At 67.7% G+C, this 19420-nt stretch carries 16 protein-coding genes; 6 read left to right on the top strand and 10 right to left on the bottom strand.

The genetic code is table 11. From position 1 onward, the window contains the following. Positions 1-83: 83 nt before the first annotated feature. From C4F17_RS00170 to C4F17_RS00155, 4 genes are all read right to left on the bottom strand, one after another. On the bottom strand, positions 84-1256 hold the full coding sequence (locus C4F17_RS00170) for an ABC transporter substrate-binding protein (RefSeq protein ID WP_081268627.1): 1173 nt from the start codon (positions 1254-1256) through the stop codon (positions 84-86). 168 nt (positions 1257-1424) lie between these two features. Next, positions 1425-2411: a PDR/VanB family oxidoreductase gene (locus C4F17_RS00165; RefSeq protein ID WP_106933845.1), complete on the bottom strand. Its 987-nt coding sequence runs from the start codon at positions 2409-2411 to the stop codon at positions 1425-1427. A 41-nt stretch (positions 2412-2452) separates the two neighbouring features. Continuing rightward, positions 2453-3235 carry a GntR family transcriptional regulator gene (locus C4F17_RS00160; RefSeq protein ID WP_106933844.1) on the bottom strand — a complete coding sequence of 261 codons (783 nt, stop codon included), beginning with the start codon at positions 3233-3235 and terminating at the stop codon, positions 2453-2455. After that, positions 3232-4350 (bottom strand): aromatic ring-hydroxylating dioxygenase subunit alpha, encoded by a 1119-nt coding sequence (locus C4F17_RS00155; RefSeq protein WP_106933843.1) that lies wholly within the window; start codon positions 4348-4350, stop codon positions 3232-3234. The genes C4F17_RS00160 and C4F17_RS00155 overlap by 4 nt, the downstream gene beginning before the upstream one ends. A 147-nt stretch (positions 4351-4497) precedes the next feature. Here C4F17_RS00155 and C4F17_RS00150 point away from each other — a divergent pair, with 147 nt between their 5' ends. The 4 genes from C4F17_RS00150 to C4F17_RS00130 all read left to right on the top strand — a co-directional run bounded on the left by C4F17_RS00150 (position 4498) and on the right by C4F17_RS00130 (position 9877). Beyond that, a complete protein-coding gene (locus C4F17_RS00150) occupies positions 4498-5619 on the top strand; it encodes a 5-methyltetrahydropteroyltriglutamate--homocysteine S-methyltransferase (protein ID WP_106937390.1) in 1122 nt (373 codons plus the stop codon). 191 nt (positions 5620-5810) lie between these two features. Then, on the top strand, positions 5811-6482 hold the full coding sequence (locus C4F17_RS00140) for a glutathione S-transferase family protein (RefSeq protein ID WP_106933842.1): 672 nt from the start codon (positions 5811-5813) through the stop codon (positions 6480-6482). Positions 6483-6507: 25 nt separating this feature from the next. Beyond that, positions 6508-7890, top strand: a complete 1383-nt coding sequence (locus C4F17_RS00135) for a phospholipase D-like domain-containing protein (protein WP_106933841.1) — start codon at positions 6508-6510, stop codon at positions 7888-7890. 340 nt (positions 7891-8230) lie between these two features. Continuing rightward, entirely contained in the window at positions 8231-9877 is a 1647-nt protein-coding gene (locus tag C4F17_RS00130; RefSeq protein WP_234382452.1) for an Ig-like domain-containing protein, read from the top strand. A gap of 15 nt (positions 9878-9892) precedes the next feature. Here the strand turns inward: C4F17_RS00130 and C4F17_RS00125 are convergent, their stop codons facing one another. Then, positions 9893-10993, bottom strand: coding sequence for an ROK family protein (locus C4F17_RS00125; RefSeq protein ID WP_234382451.1), 1101 nt, complete (start codon positions 10991-10993; stop codon positions 9893-9895). 110 nt (positions 10994-11103) lie between these two features. Here C4F17_RS00125 and C4F17_RS00120 point away from each other — a divergent pair, with 110 nt between their 5' ends. Together C4F17_RS00120 and C4F17_RS00115 are read left to right on the top strand one after the other, a co-directional pair. Next, the gene (locus C4F17_RS00120; protein ID WP_106933839.1) at positions 11104-12660 is read left to right on the top strand and encodes a glycine betaine ABC transporter substrate-binding protein; all 1557 of its coding nucleotides are present in this window, start codon (positions 11104-11106) and stop codon (positions 12658-12660) included. Between the two features lie 414 nt (positions 12661-13074). After that, positions 13075-13347, top strand: a complete 273-nt coding sequence (locus C4F17_RS00115) for a hypothetical protein (protein ID WP_106933838.1) — start codon at positions 13075-13077, stop codon at positions 13345-13347. Positions 13348-13484: 137 nt separating this feature from the next. Here the strand turns inward: C4F17_RS00115 and C4F17_RS00110 are convergent, their stop codons facing one another. From C4F17_RS00110 to C4F17_RS00090, 5 genes are all read right to left on the bottom strand, one after another. Next, positions 13485-14921, bottom strand: coding sequence for an aldehyde dehydrogenase family protein (locus tag C4F17_RS00110; RefSeq protein ID WP_106933837.1), 1437 nt, complete (start codon positions 14919-14921; stop codon positions 13485-13487). A gap of 13 nt (positions 14922-14934) precedes the next feature. Continuing rightward, on the bottom strand, positions 14935-16296 hold the full coding sequence (gene gudD, locus C4F17_RS00105) for a glucarate dehydratase (RefSeq protein ID WP_106933836.1): 1362 nt from the start codon (positions 16294-16296) through the stop codon (positions 14935-14937). A 151-nt stretch (positions 16297-16447) separates the two neighbouring features. Next, the gene (kdgD, locus tag C4F17_RS00100) at positions 16448-17359 is read right to left on the bottom strand and encodes a 5-dehydro-4-deoxyglucarate dehydratase (protein WP_081268616.1); all 912 of its coding nucleotides are present in this window, start codon (positions 17357-17359) and stop codon (positions 16448-16450) included. Between the two features lie 56 nt (positions 17360-17415). Continuing rightward, positions 17416-18405 (bottom strand): Bug family tripartite tricarboxylate transporter substrate binding protein, encoded by a 990-nt coding sequence (locus tag C4F17_RS00095; RefSeq protein WP_106933835.1) that lies wholly within the window; start codon positions 18403-18405, stop codon positions 17416-17418. Between the two features lie 111 nt (positions 18406-18516). Continuing rightward, positions 18517-19362, bottom strand: a complete 846-nt coding sequence (locus C4F17_RS00090) for a FadR/GntR family transcriptional regulator (protein ID WP_106933834.1) — start codon at positions 19360-19362, stop codon at positions 18517-18519. Positions 19363-19420: the final 58 nt, after the last annotated feature.

Here is a 19420-nt window from a genome sequence, read left to right as displayed (position 1 = left end):
CGGCTTCGCCGGGCCTCGGGTGTTGCCCCCGGTAGGGGGAAGGCGAAGCGACACGAAGTGCGCGCAGCCTGGGGGCGAGCCCTTTACTTGGCTTTGCCGGGATCTTTGACGTTCTTGATCACATCGAACTCGACGTTGTAGAGCTGGCCGTCCTTCTTCTCGACCTTGCGCAGGTACACGTCCTGCACGATGTCGCGCGTCTGCGCGTCGATCAGCACCTGGCCGCGCGGGCTCTCGAAGACCTGGCCCTTCATGGCCGCCAGCAGCGCTTCGCCGCCGCCCTGGCCCTTGGTGGCCTTGAGCGCCTCGTAGATCACGCGCATGCCGTCATAGCCGCCCACGGCCATGAAGTTGGGGCGCATCTTCGGGTTGGCCTTCTCGAAGGCCTCGACGAACTTCTTGTTCATTGCCGACGGGTGCGCGGCAGAGTAGTGGTGCGAGGTGACCACGCCCAGCGCGCCGTCGCCCATGTCGTTGAGTTGATCGTCGTCCGTCACGTCGCCGGTGGCGATCATCTTGATGCCGGCCTTGTCCATGCCGCGCTCCAGGAACTGCTTCATGACGGCCGCGCCGGCGCCCGAGGGCACGAAGACGAACAGCGCGTCGGGCTTGGCGTCGCGCACCTTCTGCAGGAACGGGGCGAAGTCGGGGTTGCGCAGAGGCACGCGCAGCTTCTCGATCACCTTGCCGCCGTTGAGCTGGAAGCGCTCGCTGAAGAATTTCTCGGCGTCGTTGCCCGGCCCGTAGTCGGCCACCAGCGTGACGACCGTCTTCACGCCGTTCTTCGGCGCCCAGTCGCCCATGGCCACCGACACCTGCGGCAGCGTGAAGCTCGAACGGATGATGTAGGGCGATGCCTCGGTGATGCTCGACGTGGCGGCGGCCATCACGACTTCGGGCGTCTTCGACTGGGTGGCGATGGGCGCCACGGCCAGGGCCAGGGGCGTCAGGCCGAAGCCGGCCAGCACGTTGACCTTGTCGTTCACCACCAGTTCCTGCGCCAGGCGCTTGGTGACGTCGGGCAGGCCGGTGTCGTCCTTGACGATCAACTCGACCTTCTTGCCGGCCACGGTGTCGCCGTTCTGGGCCATGTACAGGCGCGCGGCGGCTTCGATCTGGCGGCCGGTGGACGCCGACTGGCCCGTCATCGGCAGGATCAGGCCGATCTTGAACTTGTTGTCCTGGGCGCTGGCCAGCGACATTGAAAGCGCGAGCGCCGACAGGGCTGCGGTCTGGATGAGATGGCGTCTTTGCATGTTTTTTCCTTCAGGGACGGAACTCGAAACCGGGGCTATTTTCAACACTTTGCAACAAAGGGCGCAGCAGGCATTCACCTACCCCGCCTCATGAGGCTGGCATTGTTGCGCGATCAATAAATGAACTGCGCGATCATCGCGCAAGACGGCTTTCGCCCGGGGCGGGGATCAGCTGTCGGGGCGATAGGCGGAGTCGAGCGTGAGCGTACCCACCGCGCGTGACACGCAGGCGCAGATGCGCGTGGTTGCCTCTTTTTCGTGCGCGCTGAGGAACACGTCGCGGTGGTCGATCTCGCCGTCGACGGCGATCACGTCCATGGCGCACAGGCCGCACTCGCCGCGCTTGCAGTCCGACAGCGTCTGCACGCCGGCGGCGTCCAGCGCCTCGAGCAGCGTGCAGTCGGCAGGCACGGTGATGGCGAGGTCATGGCGCGGAATGCGCACCTGGAACGCCTGCGTGGCCAGACGGCCGCTGCTGCCGAAGGTCTCGAAGCGCAGGTCCGCGATGGGCCGGCCGGCCGCATGCCAGGCGCGCTTGAGCGCCTCGAGCATCGGCACCGGGCCGCAGGTGTAGAGCTGGCCGCCGGGCGGCAGCGCGTCGATGGCCGCGGCGAAGTCGATGGGCGCCGAGCCTTCGTGCGCCTCCACGCCCTCGCCCAGCGCTTCGCGCAGATGCGAGAGATAGCCGAACTCGTCGGCGTTGCGCGCGCCGTAGAGCATCTTCACCGGCACGCCGCCGCGCCGGGCGTGCTCGCCCAGCCGCTGCGCCATCAGCACCAGCGGGGTGATGCCGATGCCGCCCGCCACCAGCAGGTAGCCGGGCGCGGACATGTCGAGCGCGAAGTGGTTCTGCGGCGCGCTGACCTGCAGCCGGTCGCCCACGGCCAGCCGCCACATCGCGAGCGATCCGCCGCGGCCGTCGTCCAGCCGCTTGACGGCGATGCGCCAGCAGCGGCCGTCGCCCTCGCCGACCAGCGAGTAGGAGCGGGTCTGCAGCCTGCCCTGCGCCGTCATCACCTGCACCTGCAGGTGGGCGCCGGGTTCATAGGCACCGGCAAATCCGCCGTCGGGGCGCAGTTCGAACTCGCGCACGGTGGGCGTCACGTCGCGCAGCGCAACCACCTGCGCCTGCATCCATTGAAGATCGCTTTTCATCGGGGAACAACACCAACAGGAAGGAAGGGAAAGGAATGGAATCAGCCGCGGCGGCGGATCAGCTGCACGCCCGGCAGCGGGCGCTGTTCGGCGCTCGGCGTGCCGTGCAGCGCCTCGCGCAGGTTGCGCCGCGCGATGCGGCTGTGCTCGCGCATCAGCGACTCGGCGCGCGAGCCTTCGCCGGACTCGATGGCGTCGAGCACCTGGATGTGCTGGTCCTGCGCGATCACGAGCATGTCGCGCGCGGCGGGAGAATTCGCCTGCACGATGACGAAGCCCGAGGGCGACGCGAACGGCAGGTTCACCACCCGCTCCAGTTGCTGCGCGATGACCGGGCTGCCGGCCATTTCGCAGAGCAGCGCATGGAAGCGTTCGTTGTGCGTCACGTAGCGCGAGAAAGCCGCGTCGTCGAGCGCGGGCTCGCGCAGCAACTCGTCGATGCGCGCGAGGCAGGCGCGCGCCTCGCGCAGCACCACCGGCGCGGCGCCGCGCTCGGCCGCGAGGCGGGCCACCAGGCCTTCGAGCGTGCCGCGCAGTTCGATGGCATCGGCCACGTCGCGCTCGGAAAAGGTACGCACCGCGTAGCCGCCGTTGGGCAGCGCTTCGAGCAGGCCCTCTTGCTCGAGCCGCATCAGCGCGGTGCGCACCGGCGTGCGCGACACGCCGAGCTGCTCGGAGACGGCCACTTCGGCAATGCGCGCGCCGCCGGGCAGTTCGCCCGCGAGGATCATTTCGCGCAGGCGCAATTGCGCCTTCACGGCCTGCGAGCTGCCGCTGTCGCCGGGCTGCTGTTCCGCGGCGGAGGAGACCACGGCCGCCCTCATGCGGCCTGCTTCTCGCCCGGCTGCTCGGCGGGGTGGATCGGAATGGCGGCGCGCGCGGGCTTTTCCTTCTCGATCATGCGGTCGATGAGCTTGCGCGCCCACATCGAACCGGCGTCGATGTTGAGGTTGTAGAACTTGTGGTCGGGGTGCTCGTCCATGGCTTTCTGCTGCGCCTCGAGCACCAGTTCGTCTTCGCGGAAGATGCCCGCGACGCCTTCGCGCAGCTCGTGCGTGAGGCGCTGCTCGCCCAGGCAGTAGTTGCGCGAGAAGGCCCAGAAGTACAGGCAGGTCTTGTCGGTCTCGGGCGTGATGGTGTTGAGCACGTAGCCGTTGACGCCCTTGCTGCGGTCGCCCGCGTCGCCATTCTTCGGCACCGCGCCGCTGCCGGCCTCGGCCACGCCGACGTCGATGTTCACGGTGCACGGGCCTTCGAAACGGATGATCTGCCAGCGGTCGACCTTGCCGGTGTAGCCGCGCGCATGGCGGATTTGGCCGCCCCAGAACGGCGGCGGGTCGATGTTCTCCATCCAGCGCGTGACGGTGGCCGAGCGGTCGCCGTGCGTGGCCACGAAGGGCGCCTCGGCCACTTCGCGGTTGCCGATGGACGAACCGTGCACGAAGGTCTCGTGCGTCAGGTCCATGAGGTTGTCGACCACCAGGCGGTAGTCGCAGTGGACGCGGATCATCTTGCCGTCGCCGGCCCATGCCGGGTCGTCGTTCCAGTGCATGTCGGGCACCAGCGCCGGGTCGGCCTTGGCGGGGTCGCCGGGCCAGATCCACACGAAGCGGTGCTTCTCGACCACCGGAAAGCTGCGCACGCAGGCCGAGGGGTTGAGGGTTTCCTGGCTCGGCATGTGGGTGCAGCGGCCCTGGCTGTTGTAGACGAGGCCGTGGTAGCCGCACACCAGCTCGTCGCCTTCGAGGCGGCCCAGCGACAGCGGCATCAGCCGGTGCCAGCAGGCGTCTTCGAGCACGGCGACTTCGCCGTCGGTGCGTCGGAACAGCACCACTTTCTGGTTGCAGATGGTGCGTGGCAGCAGCGCATGGCGCACTTCGACGTCGTAGGCGGCGGCATACCAGGCGTTCAGCGGAAAGGCGGTCGTGGGCGTTTTCATGAATACTCAATGTATACAGAAACACGGAAATTTCCAGTCATTTCGGGCATTTATAGGGAAAATACCGAGGCCGCTGTATACAGCCTCCGACGTTTCGATGGCGATACGATGTCCGGCCAGTTCCCCCTCACCAAGACGGAGTCATCCATGTCACAGCACGCCGCCCTGCCCGCCCGCTACGACCACGTGGGCAGTTTCCTGCGCCCCAAATACCTGCTCGAAGCGCGCGAGCAAAAGGCCAAGGGCGAGATCACGCCGGAACAGCTTCGCCTGGTCGAAGACAAGGCGATCACCGAGATCGTCAAGTTCCAGGAAGACATCGGCCTGAAGAGCATCACCGACGGCGAGTTCCGCCGCACCTATTTCCACATCGACTTCCTCGACCAGCTCGGCGGCGTGAAGACCGACATTCCGGTCACCATCCGCAAGCCCGACGGCACCGAGGAACTCGCACCGCCCGCGATGCGCGTGATCGACAAGGTCCGCCACGTGAAGGACATCCAGCTCGCCGACTTCCAGTACCTCAAGAGCCAGGTGGCCGCGGGCAACACGCCCAAGGTGACGATCCCCTCGCCCACCATGCTGCACTTCCGCGGCGGCCGCGCCGGCATCAGCAAGGACGCCTACCCCGAGCTCGACCCGGCGTTCTACGACGACGTGGCCAAGGCCTATGGCGACGAGCTGCGCTCGCTGGCCGCCGCCGGCTGCACCTACGTACAGATGGACGACACCAACCTCGCCTACCTGTGCGACGAGCACATGCGCGAAGCCGCCCGCAAGCGCGGCGACGACCCGAACGAACTGCCGCACCGCTACGCCGCATTCATCAACAAGGTGGTCGCGCAGAAGCCGCCGGGCATGCTGCTGGCCATGCACCTGTGCCGCGGCAACTTCAAGAGCACGCACGCCGCCGCCGGCAACTACGAGCCGGTGGCCGAGGCGCTGCTCAAGGAGATGGACCTCGACGCCTACTTCATGGAGTACGACGACGCGCGCTCGGGCGACTTCAAGCCCCTGCGCTACCTGCCCAAGGGCAAGACGGTGGTGCTCGGCCTGGTGACCACCAAGTTCGGCGAGATGGAAGACAAGGACGAGCTCAAGCGCCGCATCGACGAGGCCGCCAAGTACGCCTCGCTCGACCAGCTCGCGCTGTCGCCGCAGTGCGGCTTCTCCAGCACCGTGCACGGCAACAACATCGCGGTGGAAGCGCAACGCAACAAGCTGCGCCTGGTGGTAGAGACCGCGCAGGAGGTCTGGGGCTCGACCTGACGCGCGGTTTCTGTTGAAGTCGGGGGAATGAAAAGACTCACCCCCAGTCTGCGCGCACTTCGTGTCGCTTCGCCAACCCCCTCGCCGGGGGCAACACCTGTGGCCCGGCAAAGCCGGTTCCACGGTGTTCCCCGAATGGCCCGGCTCGGCTTCATGCATCGCGGATCAAGTCATGCAACGGAGCAGCTGCAATGACCCGGATCTACTCCGGCCCCCTCAGCATGTTCGGCGCCAAGGTCGAGATCGCGGCGCGCGAAAAAGGCGTTGCCTTCGAACTGGTCATGGTGCCGTTCATCGAAGGCGACGCCTACGAGCCCAAGCACCCCGAGGTGCTGCGTGTGAACCCCGTCAAGCAGCAGGTGCCGGTGCTGGTGGACGAGATCGACGGCGGGGTCTCGCTCTTCGACTCGACCCAGATCTTCGAGTACCTCGAAGACCGCTACCCGGCTCCCGCGCTGTGGCCCGAGGGCATTGCCGACCGGGCCCGCGCGCGGCAACTCGAGCAGAAGTCCGACGAGGTCTTCTTCCCCCACGTCATCAAGCTCTTCGGCCTGCAGGACGCGATGCAGAGCGCGCCCGCCGTCGCGGCCTGCGCCGCCTGCGCGCGCTACTACGACGAAATGGAAGGCCTGCTCGCCGCGCGCGACTACCTCGCGGGGCCCTACGGCTTCGCGGACATCGCCTTCTACATGGCCTGCGTGTTCGCCGACCGCAAGGGCGCCGGCATGACCGAGGCCACGCCGCGCCTGCTCGCATGGCGCACCCGCGTTGGCGAAAGGCCGGCGGTGCGCGCGGTGGTCGATCCGATGATGCGGTTCCTTGCCTCGCAAGGGCGCGGTGTGCCGGCCTTCCTGCAACGCTGATTCCGCGCTGACGCATCATTGCGCCATGCCGCACAACACCCGTTTCGACTGGCTGCCCACACCTTCGCAGCACTTTCTCGTCGTGACCTTCGCGCTGCTGGTCTATGTGCTGACCACCCGCGCGCGCCGCGAGCAGCGCGCCCCCACCACGGCCATCGCCTGGGTCATGGGGCTGGTGCTGATGCCTTATTTCATCCTGCCGATGTACCTGCTGTTCGGCCAGCGCAAGCTGCGCCCCGCCGGCTCGCCCCGGCCGCCGCGCTCGGTGCCGCCGGGCCACTGGGCGGCCGACCTGATCGAAAGCTTCGGCCTCGCGCCGCCGGGCCGCTCGGCCATTCGCATGCATGCCGACGGCGAGGCCGCGCGCGAGGCGCTGTGGCAGGTGATCGACGGCGCCAAGGAGCGCATCGACGTGTGCACCTTCATCATCGGCAACGACGCGCTCGGCCATGCGGTTATCGACCGGCTCGCGAAGCGCGCGTGCGAGGGCATCAAGGTGCGGGTGCTGCTCGACGGCTTCGGGGCGCTGTCGCTGCCGCGCCATCACTTCGACCGGCTGCGCGCGGCGGGTGGCGAGGTGGCGGTGTTCCGCCCCTTCTTCAGCCTGCGCCGCATCGGCCCGCGCAACCTGCGCAACCACCGCAAGTTCACCATCGCCGACGACGGCTGGCTCTGGTCGGGCGGGCGCAATCTCGCGGGCGAGTACTTCACCGGCAACGCAAAGCACCCGCAGCCATGGCGCGACCTGTCGTTCGACCTGCGCGGCAGCGTGGCCGCGGCGGCGGCGCGCCAGTTCGACCACGACTGGAGTTCGGTGCGCCCGCGCAAGGCCCGCGCCATCACCGCCGACGACATGCCCGAAGGCCCCGGCACCGCAATGGCCCAGTTCCTGCCGAGCGGCCCCGACCAGACAGAGGACACCGCGCACGCGCTGCTGATCGACGCCTGCTTCCGTGCAGAGCACCGCGTGCTGGCGATCACGCCCTACTTCGTGCCAGGCGACGGACTGCGCGACGCGCTGCGGCTGGCCGCCCGGCGCGGCGTGCAGGTGACCATCGCGATGCCCGCGCAGTCGAACCATCGCCTGGCGGACTTCGTGCGCGCCCGCGCCATGCGCGACCTCGCTCGCGCAGGCGTGGACTTCAGGATGCTGCCGTTCATGGTGCATGCCAAGGCGGTGGTGCTGGACGAGGAGCTGGCGATGTGCGGCTCGATCAACCTCGACCTGCGAAGCCTGCTGCTGAACCACGAGGCGGCGGTGGTGTTCTACGGCGAGGAAGAAATCGACTGGCTGGCCGAGTGGATCGAGACCACCGCATCAGCCGGCGAGCCCTACCGCGCGCGGCGTCCCGGCCTGATGCGCGACCTGGCCGAAGGGCTGCTGCTCACGGTAGCCTTTCAGCTGTAATTTTGGGTGCATAAATGCAACAAAAGTGCAACCAGACGAACGCGGACACTAAAATATCCACCGGTTTCGGTAGTTGACAGGCGTGCCCGGCCCCTGACTTTCCAGTCGTGAGGCGGGCTCGAACGGATTCCCGCAACCCCTCGCCCTGCGGGGAAGCCCGCCCGGGACGCCGCCACACGGCGGCCCGAAGCGCCGTCCGTTCGAGTCCAGTGCCCCGGCCATCCGGGGAAATCCGATGCGAGCATTCTTCTCGCCGCGCGCACTTGCGAATCTCGCGAAACTGGTCCTGGCGCTTCCAGTTCTCATCGCACTGTCCGGAATACCGTCCGCTTTCGCCGCCATGGACGAAGTCGGCCGCGCGACGCCCAGCAGCCACCGCCTGAAGTTCTTCGTCGACCCCGAGCTGGCCGCCGACATCGGCCCCGCCGAGGCAGGCCGCCGGCTCGCCCAGTACGTGGCCGACGTCAACACCGTCTTCACCCGCGAGACCGTGCGCAGCTTCGTCTTCGACCCCGCCACCGACCTGCAGCTGGTGGCGCCCGCCGCCGCGCCGGCCTGCAGCTACAACGGCCTGGTGAACGGCGAGGTGGTGGTCTGCGTATCGAAATCCACCCGCGGCTATAGCCACGGCGGCCTGTCGACCAGCTGGACCTTCCCGCAGAAAGGCGTGGCCTGGAACCTGAACTGGATCGCCATCCACGACCCGCTGCGCCTGTCGCGCGCCATCACGCCGGCGGCGCCGGAGTCCACCGAGAAGGACTACCTGGGCCGCCAGCTCAAGACCCTGCTGCACGAGCTGGAGCATGTGTTCGGCGCCGGCGCGGGCGAGTACTACAACGGCATCGCCGTGGCAGACACCACCGGCGTCGCGCCCATCACCGACCTCGCCCTGTCGAGCGACACCGACCGCTATTGGTGGACGCGCCAGGACTGGCGGCTCGACCCGCTGCTGGGCACCGTGTTCGAGCAGCGCCGCGACCCCGCCGCCAACCGCGTCGCGACGCTGGACATGATCCGCTTCACCGCCGGCACCAAGGCCAACATCGACACCGACTGGAGCGACTGGCCGAAGCTCGGCAGCTCGAAGTTCATGGCCGCCACCACAGCCACGCAGGTGCGCGTGACCGACCGCGACAGCGGCGCCGCGCTGCCCGGCGCGCAGGTTTCGGTGTGGCGGGACCCGGGCGGCGGCAAGCCGCTGGTCATGCTGGTGACCGGCGTGGCCGATGCGTCGGGCCGCTTCACCTTCGACTGGAACTGCGGTTTCAGCTGCTTCGCCGTCGGCAAGACGACGCTGCTGGCCAAGGCACGCGCCGCCAACCGCGCGCCCGGCGCGAGCTGGTTCACCATCTTCGACGCCTTCGAGCAGAAGGCCGTGCAGGGGCAGTCGATGTTCACCATCGACCTGGCGCTCGGCAGCGCCGACGCCACGCCGCCCATCGTGTCGCTCGCCGCCCCCTCCATGGCCACGGTGGGGCAGCTCACCGTCATCGCGCCGGCCGTGGTGGACAACGCGGGGGTGTGGGGCGTCAAGGTGCTGGGCCCCGACAGCATTCCGATCTGCACCTTCACCGCCCCGCCCTACACCTGCAGCTGGACCCCGACCTCGCCCGGCGCGCAGACGATCCGCGTGGTGGCGGTGGACGCGGCGGGCAACTCCGCTGTCGCCTCGGCCAACGTGATCGTCAATCCGCCTTCGGACAGCGTGCCGCCGGCCGTCTCGCTGTCGGTTCCGCCAGGCGTCGCGGCCGGCATGGCGACGCGGCTTGCCGCCACCGCCTCCGACAACGTGGCCGTGGCCGAGCTGAAGTTCATCGTCGACGGCAGGACCGCGTGCACGCTGCGCGCCGCGCCCTACGTATGCGCCTGGACGCCGAAGCGGCCGGGCGCCGCGAACGTCGAGGTGCGCGCCGCCGACGCGGCAGGCAACGTTGCCTCCGCCTCCGCGAACGTGCGCGTCGAAGGACTGCGGGCCGAAGACCTGTAGCGCCAGGCCGCCGCTTCAGGGCCTGTTCGTGAAGCTCACGTTGCCCAGCCCCGTGCCGATGGTCAGCACGCCCCACTGCTTCACGTCGCGCATGAAGGGCAGCTCGCTCAGGCCCTGCACCACCGCGTCGTTGTGCATCAGCACCAGCATCGGGTCGGCGCCCAGTGTGAGCATGCGGCGCCACACCGCCGTCGGCAGGTGGAAGGCGTGGCTTTCCCAGTCGCCGGGCAGGTTCTGCGCACCGCGCGCGATGGAGCCGTCGGGGCGGATCAGCCCCGGGCAGCCGATGCCGATGAACGGCGCGAGCCGGATCTTCTTGCGCTCGCTGTAGCGCACCATGTCCATCAGCATGTCGGCGATGTGCTCGACCATGTTGCTGCGGTTGGGCCCTTCGTCGGCGTGGCGCCATTTCTCGCGCCGGATCACCTCCGCGCGCGAGAAGTCGGGCGCCTTGCGGTAGCGCGTCTTCACGATGCCGCAGCGCACGTTGGTGCCGCCGATGTCGACCGCCAGGATGGCGTCGTACTTGCGCAGCAGCGCGGGCGGCGTCAGGTGCACCCAGCCGATCAGGCCGCCGTCGTCCACGTTGTGCGAGAGGCGGCCCAGTTGCACGTGCAGGCCCATCTCTTCGAGGATGGCGCCCGTCTGCAGCACCGCGCGCTCGCCCACGTCGCTCTCGGGAAAGCCGCCGCCGATGACGATGCGCTCCACCTTCTGCCATGAGGGCTGGCGCAGGAAGCGCTGGATGACGGACGCCAGTTCCTCGGTGAACTCCTCGATCACGCCGTGCATCACGTCGGCGGCCTCCGAGGCCTTCTTCGCGCCCAGCACGCGGTCGAGCGCCTTCTTGCTCAGGTCGCGCGAGTGCAGCACTCCGAGTGGATCCTTGCCGTTCTTGCGGCGGCGCTTGCGCCAGCGCTCGAGCAGTTCCCTGAAGGCTGTCTGGCTCGCCTGGTCGCCCACGAAGCCGTCCTTGTCGCGCAACTGGAGGCTGTAGCCTTCGACATGCACACCGGGGAGTTCGCGCAGGCCGTGCACATCGGCAGCGGGCAAGGGGTCGGCCGTTTCGGCCTTTTGCGTTTCTGGAGTTTCGGGCTTCGCGGGTTTGGACTTCATGACTCGGATGGTGCGCGCGCGGCAGCCCGCGGCCCATCGGTTGCGCGCACGACGGCGTGTAGGAGATTGGCGGGTACGCCAATCCGGTCGATGTCTATAAACTGGCCGCGATGCATCTGCCCCGTTGCCTCCGCCGCCTTGCCCTGGTCCTGACGCTCGCCTGGCTGGGCCTGGCGCATGTAGCGAATGTCGCGCATGCGGCGGACGACACGCTGCGCGTCGGCTCCAAGCGCTTCACCGAGTCGTACATCCTTGCCGAGTTGCTGGCGCAGACCGCCGCGCCGCACACCGCGTCGCCGCCCGTCGTGCGGCAGGGCCTGGGCAACACGGCCATCGTGTACGAGGCGCTGCGCTCGGGCGCGATCGACATGTATGCCGAATACACCGGCACCATCGCGCTGGAAATACTCAAGGGCTCCCCGGCGGACACGCGCGAGGCCATGAACGCGGCGCTCGCGCCGATGGGCCTGGGCGTCGCGATTCCGCTGGGCTTCAACGACGGCTATGCGCTCGCGGTGCGCGCGGCCGATGCCGACCGGCTGGGCCTGCGCACGCTGAGCGACCTGGCGAAGCACCCTGAACTCAAGCTGGGCCTTTCCAATGAATTCATAGGCCGCGCCGACGGCTGGAAGGGCCTGGCCGAGCGCTACGGCTTCAAGCAGACACCCTCGGGGCTCGACCACGGGCTGGCATATGACGCCATAGGGGCCAGGCAGATCGACGCGATCGACATCTACACCACCGACGCGAAGATCGACCACCTGGGCCTGCGCGTGCTGGAGGACGACAGGAAGTACTTTCCGCGCTACGACGCGGTGGTGCTCTACAAGCTCGATTTGCCCAACCGCCTGCCCGAGGCCTGGGCTGCTTTGAAAACGCTCGAAGGCAGCGTGGACGAGCACGCGATGATCGCGATGAATGCCCGCGCCGAACTGCAGAGCGTGCCCTTTGACGTGATTGCGCGCGACTTTCTCGCGAGCTCCGGCAAGGAAGCGAAGGCGGGGCAGCAGCAGCCGAAGGAAGAGCGCCGCGGCTTCACCGCCAAGCTGTTCGGGCCGGACTTGTGGAAGCTGGCACGGCAGCATCTGTTCCTGGTGGCGCTGTCGGTCGGCGTCGCGATTCTCATCGGCGTGCCGATCGCGATCCTGGTGTTCCCGCATGTGCGGCTGCGCGCGCTGGTGCTGGGCTTCGCGAGCCTGTTGCAGACGGTGCCTTCGCTGGCGTTGCTGGCGGTGCTGATCTCGATGCTCGGCGCCATCGGTGCATTGCCGGCGCTGATCGCGCTTACGCTCTATTCGCTGTTGCCGATCATGCGCAACACGGTCACGGGCCTGGCCGAGGTGCCTGACGGCCTGCGGCTGGCGGGCACGGCGCTGGGCATGACGCCGCCGCAGAGCCTGCGGCTGGTGCTGTTGCCGCTGGCGTTGCCGACGCTGCTCGCGGGGGTGCGCACGGCGACGGCGATCGCGATCGGCACGGCGACGATTGCGGCTTTCATCGGTGCCGGCGGGTTCGGCGAGCGCATCGTGACGGGGTTGGCGCTCAACGACCGGGAGCTGCTGATGGCGGGCGCGTTGCCGGCTGCTGCGTTGGCTTTGGTCAGCGAAGGGCTGTTCGAGTTGATCGAGCTTTGGATGCGGCGCGGGCGCGGGGCGCTTGCGGCCTAGCTTTGCTTGTGTCGTTCAGGGCGCGATCAGGCCGACGGGGTACCTTGCTCCGCGAATGTCCCCCGGCCTTCGGCCTCCTCCTTTATTTCGCTGCGCAAGGCACCCCATCGGCCTGATCGTTGAGCGCCGCTGTGGAAGCTGCATTTGTTGGCGGTTGGCGAGACTTCGTGCAGCGCGGTGCGGCTGTTTCGCCCGGTTCTTCTCTAGAGTGAATGCCCCTGTCACTCCACACCCCGCTAGGGGGAGCAACTCCACAACCCACTTGTATGTTCGAAGGCTGCTTGCCTCGCGGCAGGTCGTCGGTGCGACAGCAGCGATGCAAATGCGAGGTATCAAAAGGCGACGGCTGAGGTGTTACGAGCACCCCAGCCGTCTAACCAAGTTCGTGCATCACCGTGAAGGAACCGCACAAAAATGGCTACCAAGACTATAGCCCGGCCTCGCACGCCGGTAGCTTACGAAGACACCGCCCAAGACCCCGCCGATCTTCTCGAAAACACCCTCTCCCAACTCGAAGCCCTGCTGTGGGTGTGCCACGGCGAAGAGATCGACTGGTGCAGCGACGACGGGCCCAGGCAGCTGGACAACCTGCTCTGGCTAGCGGCCGACCTGGCTCGCAAAGCGGCCCAACTGTTTCAGCTGAACGAAAAGGCGCGCAGCGCAGAACCCGGAACTGGCTCGGCTTGAAAGCCCAAGCTGCGTCCCTGTGCGCAGGGCGTCGGGTGCTCCCCGCAGCGAAATAAAGGAGGAGGCCGCAGGCCGGGGGACATTCGCGGAGGGGAGTACCCGATGGCCTGTGCACGCGCCCTGAACGAACGAACGAATCAAGCCAGCGTATAGGCAGTCTTCACCGTAGTGAAGAATTCCTGCGCATAACGCCCCTGCTCGCGCGGACCGTAGCTCGAGCCCTTGCGGCCGCCGAAAGGCACGTGGTAGTCCACACCCGCCGTCGGCAGGTTGACCATCACCATGCCGGCCTGGCTGTGGCGCTTGAAGTGTGTGGCGTACTTCAGCGACGTGGTGGCGATGCCGGCCGACAGGCCGAACTCGGTGTCGTTGGCCGTGGCCAGTGCTTCCTCGTAGTTTTTCACGCGGATCACGCTTGCCACCGGGCCGAAGATCTCTTCCTTGTTGATGCGCATGCTCGCGGCCGATTCGCTGAAGAGCGCCGGCGACATGTAGTAGCCGTCGGTCTCCAGCTTCAGCAGCTCGCCGCCGGCCGCCAGCGTGGCGCCCTCGCCCTTGCCGATGGAGACGTATTCCATGTCCTGGTCGAGCTGCGACTTCGACGAGACCGGGCCCACGTCGGTGCCCTGCGCGAGCGCGTCGCCCACCTTGATCTTCGCCATGCGTTCCTTCATGGCGGCGATGAACTTCGGATAGATGCCCTCCGTGACGATGAGGCGGCTCGACGCTGTGCAGCGCTGGCCGGTCGAGTAGAACGCGCTCTGCACGCTCAGTTCCACGGCCTGTGCGAGGTCGGCGTCGTCCAGGATCACCTGCGGGTTCTTGCCGCCCATTTCGAGCTGCACCTTCTTGTGGTTGGTGACGCACTGGATCGCGATGTTGCGGCCCACGCCCACCGAGCCGGTGAAGCTGATCGCGTGGATGCCCGGATGATTGACCAGCGCATTGCCGATCACGCTGCCGCGCCCCATCACCAGGTTGAACACGCCGGCCGGAATGCCCGAGCGGCTGATGATCTCGCTCAGCGCCCAGGCGCTGCCCGGCACCAGGTCCGCGGGCTTCAGCACCACGCAGTTGCCGAATGCCAGCGCGGGCGCGATCTTCCAGGCCGGAATGGCAATGGGAAAGTTCCACGGCGTGATGAGGCCGACCACGCCGACCGGCTCGCGCGTGATTTCCACGCCGATGTTGGGCCGCACCGACGGCAGCACCTCGCCCGACAGGCGCAGGCATTCGCCGGCGAAGAACTTGAAGATCTGGCCCGCGCGCGTGGCCTCGCCAATGCCTTCGGCCTTGGTCTTGCCTTCTTCGCGCGCCAGCAGCGTGCCCAGCTCTTCCTTGCGCGCGAGGATCTCGTTGCCGATCTTGTCGAGCGCGTCGGAGCGGGCCTGGATGCTGCCCGTGGCCCATGCCGGAAAGGCTGCGGTAGCCGCCGCGACGGCAGCGTCCACGTGGGCGGCATCGCCCTGCGTGTACTGGCCGAGCACGTCGGACAGGTTGCTCGGGTTCACGTTGGGGCTGTAGCTCGCGCCGGCACGCCATTCGCCTGCGATGAGGTTGTCGAAGTTCTGCATGAGGGTTGTTCCTTCAGCGGACCATGCACGGTCGCTTGTTGTCGAAAGTCCAGTCGGGGATCAAGTATTGCATCGCCTGCGCATCGTTGCGAGCGCCAAGGCCGTGCTTCAGGTACAGCTGGTGCGCCTTCTCGACCTCGTCCATGTCCAGCTCCACGCCCAGGCCCCCGCGCGTAGGCACCTTCACGAAGCCGCCTTCGATCCGCAGCGGCGCCTTGGTCAGGCGCTGGCCGTCCTGCCAGATCCAGTGCGTGTCGATGGCTGTTACCTTGCCCGGCGCGGCAGCGGCCACGTGCGTGAACATCGCGAGCGACACGTCGAAGTGGTTGTTCGAATGCGAGCCCCAGGTCAGGCCCCAGGCCTGGCACAGCTGCGCCACGCGCACCGAGCCCTGCAGGGTCCAGAAGTGCGGATCGGCCAGCGGAATGTCGACCGACTGCAGCGAGAGGCTGTGCACCATCTCGCGCCAGTCGGTGGCCACCATGTTGGTCGCGGTCGGCAGGCCGGTGGCGCGGCGGAACTCGGCCATCACCTCGCGGCCGGAGAACACGCCTTCGGCGCCGCAGGGGTCTTCGGCATAGGCCATCACGCCGTGCAGGTCGCGGCACAGGCGAATGGCGTCCTGCAGCAGCCAGCCGCCGTTCGGGTCGAGCGTCACGCGCGCTTGCGGAAAGCGCTCATGCAGGGCGCGGATGGCCTCGACTTCTTCCTCGCCGCGCAGCACGCCGCCCTTGAGCTTGAAGTCGGTGAAGCCGTAGCGCGCATGCGTGGCCTCGGCCAGGCGCACGATGGCTTCGGGCGTCATGGCTTCTTCGTGGCGCAGGCGGAACCAGTCGTTGTCGGCGCCGGGGTCGCTCTCGTAGGGCAGGTCGGTCTTCTTGCGGTCGCCCACGTAGAAGAGGTAGCCGAGCATCTGCACCGCGTCGCGCTGCTGGCCTTCGCCGAGCAGGGCCGCCACGGGCACTTCGAGGAACTGGCCGAGCAGGTCGAGCAGCGCGGCTTCGACGGCCGTTACCGCGTGGATGGTCACGCGCAGGTCGAAGGTCTGCAGCCCGCGGCCGCCGCTGTCGCGGCCGGCAAAAGCGCTGCGCATGCTGTTGAGCACCGCGTTGTGGTTGCCGATGCGCTGGCCCACGATGAGGCCGCGCGCGTCTTCCAGCGTCTGGCGGATCTTCTCGCCGCCGGGCACCTCGCCCACGCCGGTGCGCCCGGCGCTGTCGGTCAGGATCAGCAGGTTGCGCGTGAAGAACGGGCCGTGCGCGCCGCTGAGGTTCATCAGCATGCTGTCGTGGCCCGCGACGGGAACCACGCGCATGCCGGTGACGACGGGTGCACCCGGCACGGCTTTGGAAACAACGGATTCAGGACTTGTCATCTTCGGGCTCGGTGCCTCAGTCTGCGGTGATGTGGCGGGTGTCGATCAATGTCTTCCATCGCGTCCATTCGCGCAACTGGAAGGCCGTGAAGTCATGCGCATGGCGGGCATCACATGCGTCTCCAGTATTTTTCTGGTCTTTTGCCGGGGCTTACTGCGGGCCGAGCGCGTCGATGAGCGCCTTGAGTTGCTCCATCTCGGCCGGCTTCAGGTCGGTGAGCGGCGCGCGCACGGGGCCGGCGTCGTGGCCGACGATCTTTGCGCCGGCCTTCACGATGCTCACCGCGTAGCCCGGCACGCGGTTGCGCAGCTCGAGGTAGGGCATGAAGAAGTTCTTCAGCAGGCGGTGCTGCGTGGGCAGGTCGTCGGCGGCCACGGCCTTGTAGAAGTCCATGGCGGTCTTCGGAATGAAGTTGAAGACGGCCGACGAATACACCGGCGTGCCCATCGCCTTGTAGGCGGCGGCATAGACCTCGGCCGTGGGCAGGCCGCCCAGGTAGGCGAAGCGGTCGCCCATCTTCTGGTAGATGGCGACCATGGCCTCGATGTCGCCGATGCCGTCCTTGAAGCCCACGAGGTTGGGGTTGCGCTCGGCCAGGCCGGCAAGCGTGTCGGGCTTGAGGCGGCTGGTGGCGCGGTTGTAGACGATCACGCCGAAGTTCACGCTCTTGCACACGGCCTCGACGTGCGCGGCCAGGCCTTCCTGGCCGGCTTCGGTGAGGTAGTGCGGCAGCAGCAGGATGCCGTGCGCCCCGGCCTTCTCGGCTGCCTGCGCGCACTGGATGGCAAAGCGCGTGGGGCCGCCGGCACCGGCAATGATCGGCACCACGCCGCGGCAGGTGTCCACCGCCGTCTTGATGATGCCGGGGTACTCGTCGCCGGTGAGCGAGAAGAATTCGCCCGTGCCGCCGGCCGCGAACAGCGCGCTGGCGCCGTAGGGGGCGAGCCATTCGAGGCGCTTCTCGTAGCTGCTCTTGTTGAAGTCCCCGTTCGCGTCGAAGTCGGTCAACGGGAACGAGAGCAGGCCGGAGCCCATGATGGTCTTGAGTTCTTGCGGGTTCATGGGAAAGAGTCCAGTGAAGTTTTGAATGAGAAAGAAAAGGGGTGCGAGGCGGCCGGTCAGTCGAGCCTGACGTTCGCTTCCTTGACGACCTGCGCCCAGCGCGCGCGTTCCTTGGCGAAGAACTGGTCCTGCTCCGGCGCGGCCATGGTCACGACTTCGGCGCCCTGCCCGGCGAGCCGGGCGCGGATGTCGGGCGTGCGGATGATGCGCACCAGTTCGCGGTTGAGCCGCGCGATCACGGCGTCGGGCACGCCGCGTCCCGCGACCACGCCCTGCCAGGTGCCCGACTCGTAGCCGGGGGCGCCCTGCTCGGCGATGGTCGGCACGTTGCCGATCAGCGGCATGCGCGTGGCCTTGGACACCGCGATGAGCTTGAGCTTGCCGGCCTGCACCTGCGGATAGGTGGCGAGCATGCCGTTCATCAGCACCTGCGTCTGGCCCGCGACCGTGTCGAGCACCGCCTGCACGCCGCCCTTGTAGGGCACGTATTCCCACTTGGCGCCCACCTTGCGCTGCAGTTCGATGCCCGCGAGGTGCGCGGTGCTGCCGCTGGCGGTGACGGCGAAGTTGAGATCGCTTTTCTTCGAGAGCTCGACCAGCTCCTTCAAGGTGTTCGCCTGCACCGACGGGTGCACCACCAGCAGGTGCGGCGAGTAGGCCAGCATGGCCACGCCGCGCAGGTCCTTCGACGGGTCGAACGGCAGCTTGGGGTACAGCGAGGGGCTGATGGCCAGCGCACCCAGGTCGCACAGCATCAGCGTGTAGCCGTCGGCCGGCGCCTTGGCCAGCAGGTCGGCGCCGAGGTTGCCGTTGGCACCGGCGCGGTTGTCGACGATGACCGACTGGCCGAGCGCCTCGGACAGCGGCTGGCTGATCGCCCGCGCAATGATGTCGGACGAACCGCCCGGCGGGTACGGAACGATGAGCTTGAGCGGCTTGGACGGCCAGTTGCCGCCACTGCCCTGCGCAAGAACCCGCGCGGGCAGGCTCGCGGCCAGTGTCGTGGCAAGTGCGGCCCCTAGCGCGCCGCGTCGGTTGATGGTCATGCTGTCTCCTTTTGTTCGCTGGCTGTCGTGACTGTGCCTGATATCCGAATCAAGTTATCAGTCATCGTACAACTACAAAAACAAGTTGTCCAGCCGGGACAACAAGAAAACTCAGCTCGAGGTGGCGTTGTCGGCCGAAGCAGCACCGTCGGCGGTGACGGCATCGGCTTTCGCCTTCTGCTGCTGCGCGGCCTCTTGCGCCATGCGCAGGCGCTCGCGGCTGTTGGTCAGGTGGATGCGCATGGCCGCGCGGGCCGATTCGGGGTCGCGGCGCGCAATGGCCGCGTAGATTTCTTCGTGCTCGCGGTTCACGCGGCTCAGGTAAGGCGCCCCGCCCTCGTGCGTGCGGATCGCGCTGATGCGGGTGCGCGGAATGAGGGTGGTCCCCAGGTGCCTCATGATGTCCGCGAAGTAGGGATTGCCGGTCGATTCGGCGATCTGCAGGTGGAAGCGGAAGTCCGGCCCCACGGTGTCGCCCGCCACGACCACGTTGTGCTCGAAGTCGTCGAGCGCCTGCCGCATGGCCACGAGCTGCTCGTCGGTGCGGCGGCTGGCGGCAAGGCCGGCCGACTCGGTCTCCAGGCTGATGCGCAGCTCGAGCACGGCCAGCACGTCGACCGAAGCGGCGATCTCGCCGGGGTCGAGGCGGAACACGCCGCCCGTGCGCGGCTGCAGCACGAAGGTGCCCACGCCGTGCAGCGTCTCGACCAGGCCGCCGGCCTGCAGCTTCGACAGCGCCTCGCGCACCACGGTGCGGCTCACGCCGTAGGCCTGCATGATGGCCGACTCGGTCGGCAGCTTGTCGCCGGGCCGCAGCGACTGGTTGCGGATCTTCTCGCCCAGGTCTTCCACCAGACCATGCGCGAGGCCGCGTGCGCGCTGGCGCGGACGCCCCACGAACGCCGCTTCCGCCGGCGCTTCCGATATCGAGGGATTACCCGCAGTCGACTGAACCATGGTCACGATGATAATCCCCAAACTAGTTGTACGACAACAGATAACCTAACACTCAATA

The sequence above is a fragment of the Variovorax sp. PMC12 genome, assembly GCF_003019815.1.
Lineage (GTDB): Bacteria > Pseudomonadota > Gammaproteobacteria > Burkholderiales > Burkholderiaceae_C > Variovorax.
Note: the sequence above shows the minus strand (reverse complement) of the source record. Positions and strands in the feature narration are given on the sequence as shown.

Excerpts from the sequence above, each read along its gene's own strand:
- C4F17_RS00165 (WP_106933845.1), bottom strand. The coding sequence starts at position 2,411 with ATGAAAAGCGATCTTCAATGGATGCAGGCGCAGGTGGTTGCGCTGCGC.
- C4F17_RS00115 (WP_106933838.1), top strand. The coding sequence starts at position 13,075 with ATGGCTACCAAGACTATAGCCCGGCCTCGCACGCCGGTAGCTTACGAA.
- C4F17_RS00090 (WP_106933834.1), bottom strand. The coding sequence starts at position 19,362 with ATGGTTCAGTCGACTGCGGGTAATCCCTCGATATCGGAAGCGCCGGCG.
- C4F17_RS00130 (WP_234382452.1), top strand. The coding sequence starts at position 8,231 with ATGGACGAAGTCGGCCGCGCGACGCCCAGCAGCCACCGCCTGAAGTTC.
- C4F17_RS00110 (WP_106933837.1), bottom strand. The coding sequence starts at position 14,921 with ATGCAGAACTTCGACAACCTCATCGCAGGCGAATGGCGTGCCGGCGCG.
- C4F17_RS00120 (WP_106933839.1), top strand. The coding sequence starts at position 11,104 with ATGCATCTGCCCCGTTGCCTCCGCCGCCTTGCCCTGGTCCTGACGCTC.
- C4F17_RS00160 (WP_106933844.1), bottom strand. The coding sequence starts at position 3,235 with ATGAGGGCGGCCGTGGTCTCCTCCGCCGCGGAACAGCAGCCCGGCGAC.
- C4F17_RS00150 (WP_106937390.1), top strand. The coding sequence starts at position 4,498 with ATGTCACAGCACGCCGCCCTGCCCGCCCGCTACGACCACGTGGGCAGT.
- kdgD (WP_081268616.1), bottom strand. The coding sequence starts at position 17,359 with ATGAACCCGCAAGAACTCAAGACCATCATGGGCTCCGGCCTGCTCTCG.
- C4F17_RS00155 (WP_106933843.1), bottom strand. The coding sequence starts at position 4,350 with ATGAAAACGCCCACGACCGCCTTTCCGCTGAACGCCTGGTATGCCGCC.
- C4F17_RS00135 (WP_106933841.1), top strand. The coding sequence starts at position 6,508 with ATGCCGCACAACACCCGTTTCGACTGGCTGCCCACACCTTCGCAGCAC.
- C4F17_RS00125 (WP_234382451.1), bottom strand. The coding sequence starts at position 10,993 with ATGAAGTCCAAACCCGCGAAGCCCGAAACTCCAGAAACGCAAAAGGCC.
- C4F17_RS00170 (WP_081268627.1), bottom strand. The coding sequence starts at position 1,256 with ATGCAAAGACGCCATCTCATCCAGACCGCAGCCCTGTCGGCGCTCGCG.
- C4F17_RS00140 (WP_106933842.1), top strand. The coding sequence starts at position 5,811 with ATGACCCGGATCTACTCCGGCCCCCTCAGCATGTTCGGCGCCAAGGTC.
- C4F17_RS00095 (WP_106933835.1), bottom strand. The coding sequence starts at position 18,405 with ATGACCATCAACCGACGCGGCGCGCTAGGGGCCGCACTTGCCACGACA.
- gudD (WP_106933836.1), bottom strand. The coding sequence starts at position 16,296 with ATGACAAGTCCTGAATCCGTTGTTTCCAAAGCCGTGCCGGGTGCACCC.